This is a genomic window from Sphingomonas sp. BAUL-RG-20F-R05-02, from assembly GCF_022662305.1.
Taxonomy (GTDB): domain Bacteria; phylum Pseudomonadota; class Alphaproteobacteria; order Sphingomonadales; family Sphingomonadaceae; genus Sphingomonas.
The window spans coordinates 1-14,562 of the sequence record NZ_JAKNQH010000032.1 but is presented as its reverse complement, the minus strand read 5'-3'; the positions used below and the strand labels follow the sequence as shown (position 1 = coordinate 14,562).

Below are 14,562 nucleotides of genomic sequence, written 5' to 3'. Positions count from 1 at the left end.
TGCGGTTGGCCACGGCTCTGCATTGACGGTGAGCGAGACGGCTGCGGACGTGAACACGTCGCCGGCGGTGCTGGTGGTGTGCGTCCAGCCGGTCGCATCCGGCTTTGCGTTCGGGCCGTCGCCGGGCGGGGCGTCGGCGAGCGCGGGGTCCATCGCGATGGTGACGCGCACGATGTTGGGTGCGTACGGCTCCACCGATACGCGTGCGCCGTTACGATCAAGCGAGGCGAGCGGGGCAGCGAGGGCGGGCAGGGCGATCAGCGCCAGCAGCGAGGCTCCAGCGGTGAGAACGGCACGCGCCGCCGCTCGGGTTTGCAGCACCGTCGTCATCGTTTCTCTCCCGAGCCTAGCTTGTTCGTCTGTAATTCTCACTTATGATATCTTCATTCACCAGCGCAAGTGGCGTGACGTGTTCGTTGAAGATCACCGTTACATCGTACGCTGCATTTGACGCATAGCTAGACCAATGGAGGGGTTATGAAGATCGCGATCACGCTCGCGCTGCTCGCCACAGCGGCAGCCACGCCGGCCCTGGCGCAGGAAACGACGCTGCCCCACCTCGAGGCGCACGGCGCGCGTCATACCCTGATCGTCGACGGCAAACCGTTCCTGATGCTCGGCGCGCAGGTCAACAATTCGAGCAACTATCCCGCCGCGCTGCCGGCCGTGTGGCCGCTGCTCGACCGGCTCCACGCCAACACGGTCGAGGTGCCGGTCGCGTGGCAGCAGATCGAACCGGTCGAGGGGCAGTTCGATTTCAGTTTCGTCCAGACGCTGCTCGATCAGGCGCGCGCGCATGACAAGCGGGTCGTGCTGCTGTGGTTCGGCACGTGGAAGAACACCTCGCCCAGCTACACGCCGGACTGGGTCAAGCTCGACAACCGCCGCTTCCCGCGCATGAAGACGCGCACCGGCGCGGACCACGGCACGCTGTCGGCGATGTTCCGCACCACGTTGGAGGCGGACAAGCGCGCGTTCGTCGCGCTGATGCGCTACCTCAAGGATCACGACCCGCAGAACACCGTGATCCTGGTCCAGCCCGAGAACGAGACCGGCAGCTACCGCAACCCGCGCGATTACGGCGCGGTGGCGAACGCGCTATTCGCAAAGCCGGTGCCGGCCGCGCTGGCAAAGGCGCTCGGCAAACCCGTCGGCACATGGACCGCGCTGTTCGGCGCGCAGGCCGACCGCGCTTTCAACACCTGGCACACCGCAGCGTATGTCAACGAGATCGCGGCGGCAGGCAAGGCGGTCAAGCCGCTGCCGATGTACGTCAACGCGGCACTCGCCGGGCCGTCCAACGTCCCCGACCCGGACGGCGTGGCGAGCGGCGGCCCGCAGCAGGACGTGCTGCCGATCTGGAAGGCGGCGGCACCCGCGATCGATTTCGAGGCACCCGACATCTACGACGGCAAGGCACCCGACGTGCTCGCCTATCTCGACGCCTATGCCCGGCCTGATAATGCGCTGATGGTGCCGGAAATCGGCAACGCCGAGGCGTTCGCGCGGTTCTTCTGGGCGGCGCTGGGGCGCGGCGCGATCGGCTATGCACCGTTCGGCATGGATGAGACCGGCTATTACAACTACCCGCTCGGCGCCAAGGCGCTCGATGCGCCGACGCTCGATGCGATCGCCGACAAATACGCGCTGCTCGCCCCCATCGCCAGCGACTGGGCAACGATCGCCGCGACGCATCCGACCTGGGGCGTCGCCAAGGGTGAGGACGGCACCGCGCAATCCACCACGATGGGCGACTGGACGATCACCGCCGGGTTCGGCGAATGGCAGTTCGGGCAGAAAAGCTGGAGCTGGATCAAATCGGAGCCACCCGAATGGGCGAACCGCCCGGTCGGCGGCGGCGTGGTCGCGCAACTGTCGGCGGACAGCTTCCTCGTGATGGGCGACCATGTCCGCTTCGACTTCGCCGGACGCACCGGTGGTCCGGCGAACGGCATGATCGTCCGCGTCGAGGAAGGCACGCTCAAGAACGGCACATGGGTCACGTCACGCGTCTGGAACGGCGACCAGACCGATTACGGCCTCAACATCATCGACCGGCCGGTGCTGCTGCGCGTGACGATGGGGCACTTCCGCTGAGGGAAGCGGCGCGGGCTCAGACCAGCCCGCGCCCGTCGATCCGCACCACCGGTACGAAGCCGCTCGCACCCGGCGGCATATCGAAATGCAGCCCGGTCGCATCGCGGCGGTGCGGCACCGTCCCGCCACCCAGCAACGTCACCCGCTCGACCACACCCTCGCGCCCGGTCGCGAGCGATCGGATCGTCGCACGTCCCTTGGGGGGCGCCAGAAACAGCGCGTACAGCGCGCCCGTGTTGGTGGTGAAGCGGATATCCGCGTACGTAAACGGCTTGGCGGAGCCTTCGTTCTGCATCCCCACCGCAAGCTGGGTCGGCCCTTCGCCATAACGCCGCCACGGCCGCGATCCGAAGATCGCCGCGCCGTTGATCGCGATCCAGCCGGCCATGCCGTCGAGGATCTTCTCCTCCTCGGCATCGATCGCGCCGTCGCCCGGCTGCGGGATCGACAGCAGCAGGTTGCCATTCTTGGATACGACGTCGGCGAGCCGCTGCATCACGTCCTCCGCCGTCTTGTAACTGCGGTCGTTCAGCCGCGCGACGTTGTAGAACCAGTCGCCGATGCAGGTATCGGTCTGCCACGGCTCGTCCCACAGGTGATCGGTATAACCACGTTCGACGTCCTGCAAGATGCCGAAGCGCTGGTTGGGCTTCAACTGCTTGCCGGTCAGCACCACGTCGATCTTGCCATGCCACGCGATCGAACGGTTGTAGTAATCCGCCGCCGCCTCCAGCCCGACGGGGCCGAACGGCAGTTCGTAATCGTCGAAATAGACGAGATCGGGCTTGTACTTGTCGATCAGGTCGGTCTGCCGCAGCAGCCATTTCGTCACGTAGGCGGGATCGTCCGGCGGCGGCGTCTCGACCCATTGGCCGTCGTGCTTGTCATGCCACGCGTTCATCGCGGCGATGCTGTCGATGCCATCGGGCAGCACCGCATGGCGGCCGGTATAGAGGTCGCGCGGGTCGAGTCCTTCCCACCACGTACCGCGCCCGTCTTCCTTGCGCAGGGTGTAGGCGTCGTAGCGCGCACCCTTCTTCGCGCCGACCGGATCATAGCCGTATGCGGGCTGATACCAGTGCCACGAATGCGCGGCATGGTTGGACACGCCGAACTTCAGCCCGGCGCGCCGCGCGACCTTCTCCCATTCGCCGACCACATCGCGCTTCGGCCCGACGCGCAGGCTGTTCCACGGCTGGTAACGGCTGTCGTAGCAATCCAGATTGTCGTGATGGCAGGCGAGCGCGACGAAATATTTGGCGCCGGCCTTCACGTAGCGCTGCATCAGCGCATCCGGGTCCCACTTCGCCGCGGACCACAGATGCTGGATATCCTTCATCCCCGACACCGACGGATGGCCGTAGGTCTTGAGGTGATGTTCGTACATCGGGTGGCCCTGCATATACATGAAGCGACCGTACCAGTCGCCCTGCTCGGGCACCGATTGCGGCCCCCAATGCGCCCACAGCCCGAGCTTCGCGTCACGGAACCAGTCCGGGTAGCGATAATGGTCGACCAGCGACGGCCAGTTCGCCTGCACCGGCCCGCGCGCCGCCCCCATCGGGCTGGCCGCGCGCGCCGCCTGCGCGATGCCGAGCGCGGCACTGCCGGCAAGGAAGCGGCGGCGATCGACGCTCACTTGCGCTGGCCGAGCGCGGTGGCGACGGCGGCGAGCGCGAGCGGTCGCATCACCGCATAACCCGCCGGTGTGGGATGCACGCCGTCGCTGGCAAGGCCGGGCTTCATCCCGCCCTCCGGCGTGGTCAGCGCGGCGTGATAATCGACATAGGTGAAACCGTTCGCCTTGGCATAACCGCGCAGCCACGCGTTCATCGCGGCGATCTGCGGCACCGGCCGCTTGTCCGGGCTCCACGGGAAGGCGGCGGCGGGCGGGATCGAGGCGAGGATCACCTTGATGCCGTGCGCGCGGGCCAATTCCGCCATGCTGGCGATATTGCCCTGCACAGTTTCCATCGTCGCCGCGCCGGTGTTGCCGGCGATATCGTTGGTGCCGGCCATGATGTGCACGGCCTGCGGGTGCAGGTCGATCACGTCGCGGCGAAACCGCACCAGCATCTGCGGCGTGGTCTGCCCGCTGATCCCGCGATCGACCAGACCGCCCGTGAACAGCGTCGCATCCGCGCCGATCCAGTTATCGGTGATCGAATCGCCCATGAACACCACGCGCACCGGTTCCTTCAACGCGGCATTCTGCGCGGCGTAGCGGCAGAGCTGCCCGTAATCGCGCGTCATCATGTGCAGGTTCCACATCTGCCAGCCGGCCTTGTCGGCGGGCTTGGGATGGGCGGGGCAGGGGTCCGCGACGATGCCGACCGGATCGGCGGCGTAGGGGTCGCCGGGAACGCTCGTCTGCGCGGATGCGGCGGAGGCACACAGAACGGCAAGCAGGGGGAGGAAGCGCATCATTTGCTCCTGGGGTGGGTGGCGAGAGCGGTCGCGATCGCGCGCGCGGCGATCGGCGCCATGCGGGCATAGCCGGCGTCGAGCGGGTGGACGCCGTCGGTGGTGTAGGCGGCGGTCATCAAGCCCTTTTGATCGACCAGCGCCGCGTAGTAATCGGCATAAGCATAATGCGCTGGGCGCAGAACGCGCCTAACCATGTATTCAGCGCGCGCAGTTCGTCGGGGTTGCGCTCGTTCATGGGACCATTTCCTTGTCTTCATCCTCGTTCGGGCGTGTTGTGGCAACGCGGATCACGGGGGTGAGCTGATCGGCGATCGTGTTCGCCGCCTCGCGCAGGGCACCCTGAGATTCGTCGAGCCCGACATGCGAACCCGGTCCGTCGACGAACGGAATGGTCAGTGCCGCACGCGCCACGTTCAGCGACAGCACCGGGACGGAAAGATCGATGATCCCGGTCAGCACCGGGCTGGGCGACGTGCCGCCGCCACCAGCAGTAATCGCGTCGAGCTGCGTGGTCAGCGCCCGCAGACCGACCTCGTCGCCGGTCGCGCGCACATCCTCCAGCATGGCGGCGCGCGTCTCGGATGACTGGAACGCGAGCAGGATGCGCCCCGAGGCTGAACGATGCAGGGGCCGACGATAGCCGACGCGCACGGCGAATCCCGACAGGCCGGGCGAATCGACGCCGGCGATCACTACCATCTCGGCGCCGGACACGACCGCGAGATGGCAGCTCTGGCCAATCCTGCGCGCCAAGCCCCGCATTACCGGAACCGCGGTGGAGACAAGGTCGCGCACCGGTGGCTGGCCCATGCTCAGCGCGAACAGGCGATTGGTGAGGCGATAGCCTTCCTCGCTGCGAACGATATAGCGATGCTCTTCCAGCACCTGCAACATGCGGAAGATCTCGCTGATCGAGCGTTCCAGCGCGATGGAAATATCCGACATTGTGAGCGGCGCAGTGGCGGAGGCGAGGAGTTCGAGAATCTCGAGCCCCTTCGTCAAGGCCGGCGCCTGATATCTCGACTTCGTTGCCATGCCTCTCCCTCGGTGCTGGCGGATGCTTGTACGGCGCTCCGCCATGCATCGCCATGCGGTAGCGAAAAATCATTCGTGAAAGCAATTTTTATATTTCATAATTGCGGAACCGGCCGTAAAGGGCATGTCCAGAGCCCTGCCGGGGGCCGTTATGGAGGAGAGGGGACAGATTATGGCATTTCAGATCGCTACGCAGAGCACTCGCAAGGTCACAATGTTGATCGGGGCGTCCGTCGCCGCGCTGGTGTGCGGGGCCGCTTCACCTGCCTTCGCGCAAACGGCCACGGCGCTGCCCGATCCTGCTGTGCAGCAGGCCGCGACGCAGAGCGGCACCACCGCCCCCAGCGGCGACCAGAACGTCGCCGACACGCCTGCTGCCTTGAACGCTGCCGCAGATGACGTCGTCGTCACCGGCGTGCGCGCAAGCCTTCAGAGCGCGCAGAACATCAAGCGCAATGCGGATCAAGTTGTCGATTCGATTGTCGCGGAAGACATCGGCAAGCTTCCAGATCGCAACATCGCGGAGGCACTGCAGCGGATTTCCGGCATCCAGATCCAGCGCAACTATGGCGAGGGCAGCTCGGTCGCGATCCGCGGCCTCACCCAGGTCCGTACCGAACTGAACGGGCGCGACATCTTTACTGCCAGCGGCTCGAGCAACGCGCTGAGCCTGGAGGATGTGCCGTCGGAATTGCTCGCCGGCATCGACGTCTACAAGAACCCCTCGGCGGATCTTATCGAGGATCAGCTTAGCGGCACGATCAACTTCCGCACGCGGAAGCCCTTCGACTTCGACGGTTTTAAAATTTCCGGTTCGGTTTCGAACACGTACAACGATCTGGTCCGGGAAAGTCAGCCGGCGGCGTCGCTGCTCGTCAGCGATCGCTGGCACACCGGCATCGGCGAGATTGGCGTGCTCGTCAGTGCGTCATACCAAAAATCGTCATTCCGTCAGGATACGATCTCGACCGAGCCGTTCTACACGCTCGACCCGACCAACGCGACGGACGCTGCAACGCTGGCATCGCTCGGCCGAACCGGGCAGGTGACGACGCTGCCGCACGGTACCGGCATCGGCGAGGTGTACGGCGATCGCCGCCGCTTCGGCATCGACGCGTCACTTCAGTGGCGACCGACCGATACGCTCGAGTTGACGGGCGAGGTGTTTCGAAACGATTACAAGTTCCGGTTCGACGACTATAGCTATTTTGCCTATTCGAGCGGCGCCTCAATCACGCCACAACCGGGCGCGACCTTCGCCTATGCGCCTAACGGCGATTTCCAGAGCGGCACGTTCACCAACCTGCCGATCGGCGCCAACACTAGCCTTGACACGCGTCATTCGGTCACCACGGACTATTCGCTGAATGCGAAGTGGAAACCGACAGCCAACCTGACGATTACGGCCGACGCGCAATATGTCGACTCTAAGACCACGGATTTGCGTTCGATCGTCGGCCTGAACGGCACCGCCACCACGTTGACGCAGGATATTTCGGGCGCGGTCCCCTCGTTTCAAATCACCTCGGCGCCCGGCCTGACCAACGCTGCAACCTACAGCAATGCGTTTTATCTCGACGATCTGAACAACGCACGCGGCAAGGACAAGACCGGCCGCCTGGACGCCGAGTACCGGTTCGACGGCGGGTTCCTGCGTTCGATCAAGGCCGGTTTGCGCTATGCTGACCGGAGCAACCGCTTCAGTGACACCGGCTACCGCTACATCGGCCTGTCGGGTGTACCGTCCGACCTTGAATATGTTGACTTTGGAGACTTCTTCCGCGGTGACGCTGATCTGTTCGGCAACGCCGTGCTATTCAACCGCACAACCGCGCTGAACTACGACGCGACGCGCGCGGCGCTTGGCATCACGGGTGGTGCGGTGCCTTATCTGGCGAGCGGTACCAACACGGAATCGCAAAAGACCTATACCGGATATGCCGCGGCATTCTTTAAGGCGGATCAGCTGGCGGTGCCGATCGACGGCAACATCGGCGTGCGCGTGATCCGCACCAACGTCGCCGTGTCGGGATACTATCAGCAATACGGGCTGGTCACCAATGCCGACGGCACGCAGAGCACCGTCTCCAATCCGACTGTCAACCCGATCACCAATACGACCGACTATACCTCAGTCTTGCCGAGCCTAAACCTGCGCGCGCATCTGACCGACAAGCTTCAGCTGCGTTTTGCCGCGTCAAAGAACATCTCCCGGCCGAACTTCGATCAGCTCAACCCAAGCCTCAACATCACCGAGCCCGGTGCCGCCCAGCTCACGCAGGAGCATGACACCACCGGCGGCAACCCGTACTTGAAGCCCATGAAATCAAACAATTTCGACGTGTCGCTTGAATGGTACTTCACGCACTCCGGCTCGCTCACCGCAGCGGGGTTCTACAAGGATATTTCGGACTACATTCAGACCGGGATTTCGGCGCGTAACGTTACTTTCGCCGATAATGTGACGGCGACGTACAATGTCACTTCGTACAGCAACGTCGCCAATGCCAAGGTGAAGGGGGTCGAGGTCGCATACCAGCAGTTCTTCGACTTCCTGCCGGGTGCGTTGAAGGGTTTCGGCGTCCAGGGCAACTTCACGTACGTCGACTCCAACGCGCCGAGCCCAGCGACCGCCGGCCCGGTGCACAACGTCTCGCTCGAGGGACTGTCGAAGTACAATTACAACATCGTCGGCCTGTACGAACACGGGCTGCTCTCGGCACGCGTCGCTTATAATTGGCGCAGTCAGTTCCTGATGACGACCTCGGGTAATGGCACGGGCAATTTGCCGGTGTTCGAAAAGCCGTTTGGCCAGCTCGACGCTTCCGTATCGGTCAACGTTAACCCGCACTTCTCGCTCACGGCAAACGGCGTGAACCTGCTCAACACCGTGACGTCGACCTTCTACGGCATCGAGACGCGCCCGCGCGACGTGATGATCAACGATCGCAAAGTCACCATCGTCGCGCGCGTTACCTTCTGAGGCGACTTGATCCTCGACACGCTTCCTCCCCTTCGGCCAGAGTCTTCGGGCTCTGGCCGATTTTTTGACGGAACACGGCCGTGATGCCGGCCCTACGCAAACGGAGGATGTGACGATGACCGATGGCACGCCGAACGGACGGGCACCGCGTATCGCCGGCCGGGCCGGCATGATCCTGATCGTCGGGCTGTTCTTTTTGTGGGGGTTGGCCAACAACCTCAACGACGTGCTGATCGCGCACTTCCGGCACGTCTTCCAACTGTCCGATCTGCAATCCGGTCTGGTGCAATCGGCGTTCTATCTCGGATATTTCTGTTTCGCGTTGCCCGCCGCCTATGCGGCGGAGCGGTTCGGCTACAAGGCGGCAGTCGTAGCCGGGCTGTTGCTGTTCGCGGCCGGCGCATTGCTGTTCTGGCCGGCGTCGTTGCAGCCCAGCTATCCGTTCTTTCTGGTCGCGCTGTTCGTGATCGCCAGCGGTCTCGCCTTTCTGGAAACGGCGGCGAACCCGCTGGTGATGGTGCTGGGACCTGCCGAAAGCGCCGACCGTCGCCTCAACCTCGCACAGGCGTTCAACCCGCTCGGCTCGGTCACCGGCGTGGCGCTGGGCGCCGCGCTGCTGCTGTCGGACGTGCCCGCCACCGCTGTCCCCGATGCCTCCGACGTGCGCCTGCCGTACCTCGCCATCGCCAGCGTCGTACTGGTCTGGGCCGCGCTGCTGATCGTCACACCGCTCCCGCAGGCCGCGACGCGGCGGGAAGGGGTGGAGGGCGACGGCGGCATCCTGTCCGGCGTCGGCGCGCTGCTGCGGCGGCCGCGTTATCTCGCCGGCGTCGGTGCGCAGTTCTTCTACGTCGGCGCGCAGGTCGGCATCTGGAGCTACCTGATCCGCTATGTCGCCGCGGAGCTGCCGCAGTTCGGCACGCAGCGTGCGGCGTGGCTGCTCACCGCGTCCTTGCTGCTGTTCATGGCAGGTCGCTTCGTCGGCGCGGCGTTGCTGTCCAGGATCGAAGGCGCGCGGCTGATGACGGTGTTCGGTGCGATCAACGTCGCTCTCGCGCTCGTCGCGGCGCTGGTCGGCGGGGGCGTCGGCGTGGCCGCGCTGGTGGCGAGCAGCTTCTTCATGTCGATCATGTATCCGACCATCTTCGTGCTGTCCTTGCGGGGGCTGGGCCCGCTGACCAAGCCGGGCGCGTCGATGATCGTCATGGCGATCATCGGTGGTGCGGTGCTGACGGCGGTGATGGGCTTCATTTCCGATGCGACCGGCGCGATCACGCTGGCGATGCTGGTGCCGGCGGTATGTTTCGTGGTGGTGGCGCTGTTCGCGCGGTCGCACCGTGGCGAGGTGGCGCGATGATCGACGCGCACGTCCATCTCTGGCGTCCGGGCCTGAACGACTGCACGTGGCCGGGTCCAGACTTGCCGACGCTGCACCGCGACGTGCTGCCGGACGAACTGTGGGGCGAGATCGCCGGGACCGGCGTGTCGCGCGTCATCCTGGTGCAAAGCCAGGAGAGCGAGGCGGACACACGCTGGCTGCTCGATCTCGCGCGCGCCGACGAACGCATCGCCGGGGTGATCGGCTGGGTCGATCTCACCGCTGCCGACGCATGCGGGCGGATCGACCGGCTGGCGGAACAGGGCAGGTTGCTCGGGCTTCGGCCGATGGTGCAGGACCGTGCGGACGACTGGTATGACGATCCCGCGCTCGACGCCGGGCTGGCCCATCTGGCGCAAGCGGGTCTGGTGCTGGAGGCGCTGGTGCGGCCGCGCCATCTCGCCGCACTGGAACGCTCCGCATCGCGCCACCCGGATCTGCGCATCGTGATCGATCACGCCGCCAAGCCGGTGATCGGCAGGACGGACGACGCGTGGCAGAACGCCATGACGAGGCTTGCGGCATTACCGCAAGTGGCGTGCAAACTGTCCGGTCTGGTTACCGAGGCTGCCGAAGGTGAGATGACGACGACGCTGCCCTGTATCGACACGCTGCGCACGTTGTTCGGGCCGGACCGGCTGATCTGGGGAAGCGACTGGCCGGTAGTGACGTTGCGGCAAAGCTACCGGGCGTGGCACGATCTGGCGGAGCGCGGCGTCCCGGCGGCGGAGCGTGCGGGCGTGTTCGGCGGCAATGCCAGCCGCATCTACGGTCTGGCGCAGGGAGCAAACTCATGACCATGCCCGTTCTTCCCCGCTTCGGCATGGGCGCCGCTGCGATCGGCAACCTGTACCGCGCGGTCAGCGACGAGGAGGCGATGGCCACGGTGGCGGCGGCGCTGGCGGCGGGCATCGGCTATTTCGACACCGCGCCGCATTACGGCTTTGGCCTGGCCGAACGACGGCTGGGCGCGGCGCTGGCCGCGCATGACCCGGCGCAGAGGGCGATCGTCTCCACCAAGGTCGGGCGTGTGCTGGTGCCGACCACGCAGACCGGTACCCGCCACGGGTTCGTCGATGCCGATCCGTTCGACGAGGTGTACGATTATTCGGCGGACGGCGTGCTGCGCTCGTTCGAGGCGAGCGCGTCCCGCTTGGAGGGCCGGCGCATCGACATCGTTCTCGCGCACGACCTCGGCACGGCGACGCATGGGGACGAGCATGCGCGTCACCGCAACGCCTTCCTGAACGGCGGCTACGGCGCGCTGTGCGATCTGCGCGATGCGGGCGCGATCGGCGCGATCGGTATCGGCGTAAACGAGATCGCGGTGTGCGAGGAACTGCTCGATGCGGTGCCGCTCGACGTGATTCTGCTGGCCGGGCGCTACACGTTGCTCGATCGGCGCGCGACGGCGCTGCTGGATCGCTGCGCCGCGCTCGGCGTGCGCGTGATCGCGGGCGGGCCGTACAACAGCGGCATCCTCGCGCACGATACGATCGCTGCCGATACGGGTGGCTTGCATTACGACTATGCGCCGCCCCCGGCCGAGATCGTCGCGCGGGCGCGCGCGCTGGCGGCGGTGGCGGCGGATGCCGGCGTTTCGCTGCCGGCGGCGGCGTTGCAGCATCCGCTGCGCCATCCGGCCGTCGCGTGCGTGGTGGCGGGGCTGGTCGGTGTCGATCAGGTCGACGCGATGGTTGCGCGGATCGGCTCGGAGGTGCCGGTGACCGTCTGGGCCGCGCTGGACAGGGTCGTGGCCGACCCGCCCGCGCGGATTTCGCCCGCCGACCAGCTTATCCTGCTGCATCCGCAAGACAACGTGCTGATCTGCGTCGCGCCGATCGCGGCGGGGGATATCCTGCCCACCTCGGGCGGGACGATCCCCGCGCGCGAGGGCATCACGGTCGGGCACAAGGTCGCGCGGCAAGCGCTGGCGGCAGGCGAAAAGGTCATCAAATACGGTGCGCCGATCGGATCGATGACGGCGTCGGCCACTCCGGGGGAATGGGTCCACATGCACAATATGAAGAGCGACTATATCGCCGCGCACAGCCGCTCGACCGTGACGGACACGCGGCGATGATGCTGGGCTATGCGCGCGCCGATGGCCGCAAGGGCATCCGCAACACCGTCGCGGTCGTGTACCTCGTCGAATGCGCGCACCATGTCGCGCGGCGCATCGTCGACAAGGTGGACGATGCCGATGTCCACCTGATCGGTTTCCCCGGCTGCTATCCCAACGCCTATGCCGCCAAGATCATGGAGGCGGTGACCACGCACCCCAATGTCGGCGGCGTCGTGCTGGTGTCGCTCGGCTGCGAGAGTTTCGACCGCGAGCGTTTGCAGGCGCATATCGCGGCGAGCGGGCGCCCGGTCGAACTGTTCGTGATCCAGCAGACCGGCGGCACCGCCGCCACCATCGCGGCGGGCCTCGCTGCGGTGGCGCGGGTGCAGGCCGCCATCACCGATTGCCCACGCGTGCCGATGCGCGTCGACGAACTGGTGATCGGCACGATCTGCGGCGGTTCGGACGGGACCAGCGGCATCACCGCCAACCCCGCCGTCGGCCGTGCGTTCGACCGGCTGGTCGCGGACGGCGCGACCTGCATCTTCGAGGAGACCGGCGAACTGGTCGGCTGCGAAGCGATCATGGAGACGCGCGCGATCACGCCCGAACTGGGCGAGGCGATCGTCGCCTGCGTTGAGAAGGCCGAGCGATATTACACGGTGATGGGCTTCGGCAGCTTCGCGCCCGGCAATGCCGAAGGTGGGCTGACGACGCAGGAAGAAAAGTCGATGGGGGCCTATTCCAAATCGGGTTCCTCGCCGATCAGCGGCCTCATCAAGCCCGGCGACGTGCCGCCAACGGGCGGGCTGTACCTGCTCGACGTGGTGCCCGACGGCGAGCCGCGCTTCGGCTTTCCCAACATTTCCGACAATGCCGAGATCGTCGAGATGATCGCGTGCGGTTGCCACCTCACGATCTTCACCACCGGGCGCGGATCGGTGGTCGGCTCGGCGATCTCGCCGGTCATCAAGGTGTGCGCCAACCCCGAGACGGCACGGCGACTGGCGGCGGATATGGACATCAACGCCGGCCGCATCCTCGAAGGCGAGGCGACGCTGGACATCGTCGGCGAGGAGATCGTCGCGGCGGTGCTGGCGGTGGCGGGCGGCGAACGCAGCGTGTCCGAAACGCTCGGCCACCGCGAATTCATCCTGACCTACAAGGCTTTCGAGCCGATCGGCCCGGCGTGCCTGCCGGCAAGAATGAGGACGACAGCATGACGGGACGGCTCGAGGGCAAGGTAGCGGTCATCACCGCGGCGGCACGCGGCATCGGCCGCGCGACCGCGCAACTCTACGCGGCGGAAGGCGCGTGTGTGATCGCCACCGATCGCGACCTAGACGCGCTCGCCGGGCTGGACGGGTGCGAGACGCGCGCGCTCGACGTGACCGACGCCGCCGCCGTGTCCGCCTTCGCGGCGGAGATCGGCGGGGTCGACGTGCTCGCCAACATCGCCGGCATCGTCCACGCCGGCACGATCCTCGACTGTACCGAGGAGGAGTGGGCGCAGGCGGTGTCGATCAACATGACCGCGATGTTCCGGACGATCCGCGCGTTCCTGCCCGGCATGCTGGCGCGCGGCGGCGGCGCGATCGTCAACGTGTCGTCGATCGCCAGTTCGGTGAAGGGTATTCCCAACCGCTTTGCCTACGGCGCGACCAAGGCGGGGGTGATCGGGCTGACCAAGGCAGTGGCGGCCGATTTCGTCGGGCAGGGCGTACGCTGCAACGCGATCTGCCCGGGCACGATCGACACGCCATCGCTGCAACAGCGGCTGCACGACACCGGCGACTATGCCGCCGCGCAGGCCGCCTACATCGCGCGCCAGCCGATGGGGCGGCTTGGCCGCGCGGAAGAGATCGCGAAACTCGCGCTGTATCTGGCGAGCGACGATGCGGCCTTTACGACCGGCGCGGTTCACGTCATCGATGGCGGATGGGTAAATTGAACGGTTCGCCGCCCCTTGGAATCTACACACCAGCTCCGACGCGGCCAACAGCATGTTTTCCGAGGACGGCGCCATCCAGACCATCGACGACAATTTCGGCGATGAGGATCGGGCGCTGGCTTCCGCCTTCACCGATGAAGGTCTCGAGAACCTCCGATACATTATCCACGAAATCAAGCTAGACGGCTCGTAGCATCATCTGCGCCAACCTCGGGGTGCTTACCGAATGCAAACGGCGCGTAAGCTTGCCGTAATTCTGAAGTCGTCCCGCTCGGCTGGACAGTTGGACGGCCGGGTTAAGCTATCTTCGTCCTCCGTTACGCCGCCAGTGGGATGGTCGGCCTCGTTTGCCCATACGCCTCGTCCGGTCTGCGTTCGTCCAAAGAGGGATGAGGCCACTGCTTACTGGCTGATGTGGGCCGTGCGGCACGCTATGTCCGGAACCGCCGCGCTCCGCACTGCCGAGTTCGCGACGATCCGCCTGCGCTTGCTCAAGGTCGCCGCGCGCGTCGTCGAAACCGCCAGTCGCATCCGCATCGCCTTCGCAAGCGCCTGTCCCGATGCCGCGCTGTTCCGATCCATCGCGCTCAACCTGCGCACCACGGGGCCCTGATCGACGCGGCAGT

12 protein-coding genes and 2 pseudogenes are annotated in these 14,562 nt (G+C 65.9%); 9 read left to right on the top strand and 5 right to left on the bottom strand.

The window, feature by feature from the left end:
* Positions 1 to 330 (bottom strand): annotated as a pseudogene (locus L8F97_RS21600) (alpha-glucosidase); the annotation flags it as partial.
* A gap of 147 nt (positions 331 to 477) precedes the next feature.
* Between L8F97_RS21600 and L8F97_RS21595 the strand changes: the two are divergent.
* Positions 478 to 2,097 carry a DUF5597 domain-containing protein gene (locus L8F97_RS21595; protein WP_242154708.1) on the top strand — a complete coding sequence of 540 codons (1,620 nt, stop codon included), beginning with the start codon at positions 478 to 480 and terminating at the stop codon, positions 2,095 to 2,097.
* A gap of 16 nt (positions 2,098 to 2,113) precedes the next feature.
* Here L8F97_RS21595 and L8F97_RS21590 read toward each other — a convergent pair whose 3' ends face one another.
* Genes L8F97_RS21590 through L8F97_RS21575 form a run of 4 tightly spaced genes read right to left on the bottom strand, consistent with a single transcriptional unit; the run spans position 2,114 to position 5,604 of the window.
* Positions 2,114 to 3,736 (bottom strand): alpha-L-fucosidase, encoded by a 1,623-nt coding sequence (locus L8F97_RS21590; RefSeq protein WP_242154706.1) that lies wholly within the window; start codon positions 3,734 to 3,736, stop codon positions 2,114 to 2,116.
* Positions 3,733 to 4,524 carry an SGNH/GDSL hydrolase family protein gene (locus L8F97_RS21585; protein WP_242154704.1) on the bottom strand — a complete coding sequence of 264 codons (792 nt, stop codon included), beginning with the start codon at positions 4,522 to 4,524 and terminating at the stop codon, positions 3,733 to 3,735. The genes L8F97_RS21590 and L8F97_RS21585 overlap by 4 nt, the downstream gene beginning before the upstream one ends.
* Positions 4,521 to 4,718 (bottom strand): hypothetical protein, encoded by a 198-nt coding sequence (locus tag L8F97_RS21580; protein WP_242154703.1) that lies wholly within the window; start codon positions 4,716 to 4,718, stop codon positions 4,521 to 4,523. Before L8F97_RS21580 ends, L8F97_RS21585 begins: the two co-directional genes overlap by 4 nt.
* Positions 4,719 to 4,755: 37 nt before the next feature.
* Positions 4,756 to 5,604: an IclR family transcriptional regulator gene (locus L8F97_RS21575; protein ID WP_242154701.1), complete on the bottom strand. Its 849-nt coding sequence runs from the start codon at positions 5,602 to 5,604 to the stop codon at positions 4,756 to 4,758.
* Between the two features lie 169 nt (positions 5,605 to 5,773).
* Between L8F97_RS21575 and L8F97_RS21570 the strand changes: the two genes are divergently transcribed.
* From L8F97_RS21570 to L8F97_RS21535, 8 genes and pseudogenes are all read left to right on the top strand, one after another.
* Positions 5,774 to 8,542 (top strand): TonB-dependent receptor, encoded by a 2,769-nt coding sequence (locus L8F97_RS21570; protein ID WP_409929082.1) that lies wholly within the window; start codon positions 5,774 to 5,776, stop codon positions 8,540 to 8,542.
* 115 nt (positions 8,543 to 8,657) lie between these two features.
* Complete coding sequence (gene fucP, locus L8F97_RS21565; protein ID WP_242154697.1) at positions 8,658 to 9,899, top strand: L-fucose:H+ symporter permease; 1,242 nt, start codon at positions 8,658 to 8,660, stop codon at positions 9,897 to 9,899.
* Positions 9,896 to 10,717: an amidohydrolase family protein gene (locus L8F97_RS21560; RefSeq protein ID WP_242154696.1), complete on the top strand. Its 822-nt coding sequence runs from the start codon at positions 9,896 to 9,898 to the stop codon at positions 10,715 to 10,717. The genes fucP and L8F97_RS21560 overlap by 4 nt, the downstream gene beginning before the upstream one ends.
* On the top strand, positions 10,714 to 12,003 hold the full coding sequence (locus L8F97_RS21555; RefSeq protein ID WP_242154695.1) for an aldo/keto reductase: 1,290 nt from the start codon (positions 10,714 to 10,716) through the stop codon (positions 12,001 to 12,003). The genes L8F97_RS21560 and L8F97_RS21555 overlap by 4 nt, the downstream gene beginning before the upstream one ends.
* Positions 12,000 to 13,208, top strand: a complete 1,209-nt coding sequence (locus L8F97_RS21550) for a UxaA family hydrolase (RefSeq protein WP_242154694.1) — start codon at positions 12,000 to 12,002, stop codon at positions 13,206 to 13,208. Before L8F97_RS21555 ends, L8F97_RS21550 begins: the two co-directional genes overlap by 4 nt.
* Positions 13,205 to 13,936, top strand: coding sequence for an SDR family oxidoreductase (locus L8F97_RS21545; protein ID WP_242154693.1), 732 nt, complete (start codon positions 13,205 to 13,207; stop codon positions 13,934 to 13,936). The genes L8F97_RS21550 and L8F97_RS21545 overlap by 4 nt, the downstream gene beginning before the upstream one ends.
* Positions 13,937 to 13,988: 52 nt before the next feature.
* Positions 13,989 to 14,129 (top strand): hypothetical protein, encoded by a 141-nt coding sequence (locus tag L8F97_RS21540; protein ID WP_242154692.1) that lies wholly within the window; start codon positions 13,989 to 13,991, stop codon positions 14,127 to 14,129.
* Between the two features lie 207 nt (positions 14,130 to 14,336).
* Positions 14,337 to 14,549, top strand: a pseudogene (locus L8F97_RS21535) (transposase); the annotation flags it as partial.
* Positions 14,550 to 14,562 lie beyond the last annotated feature (13 nt).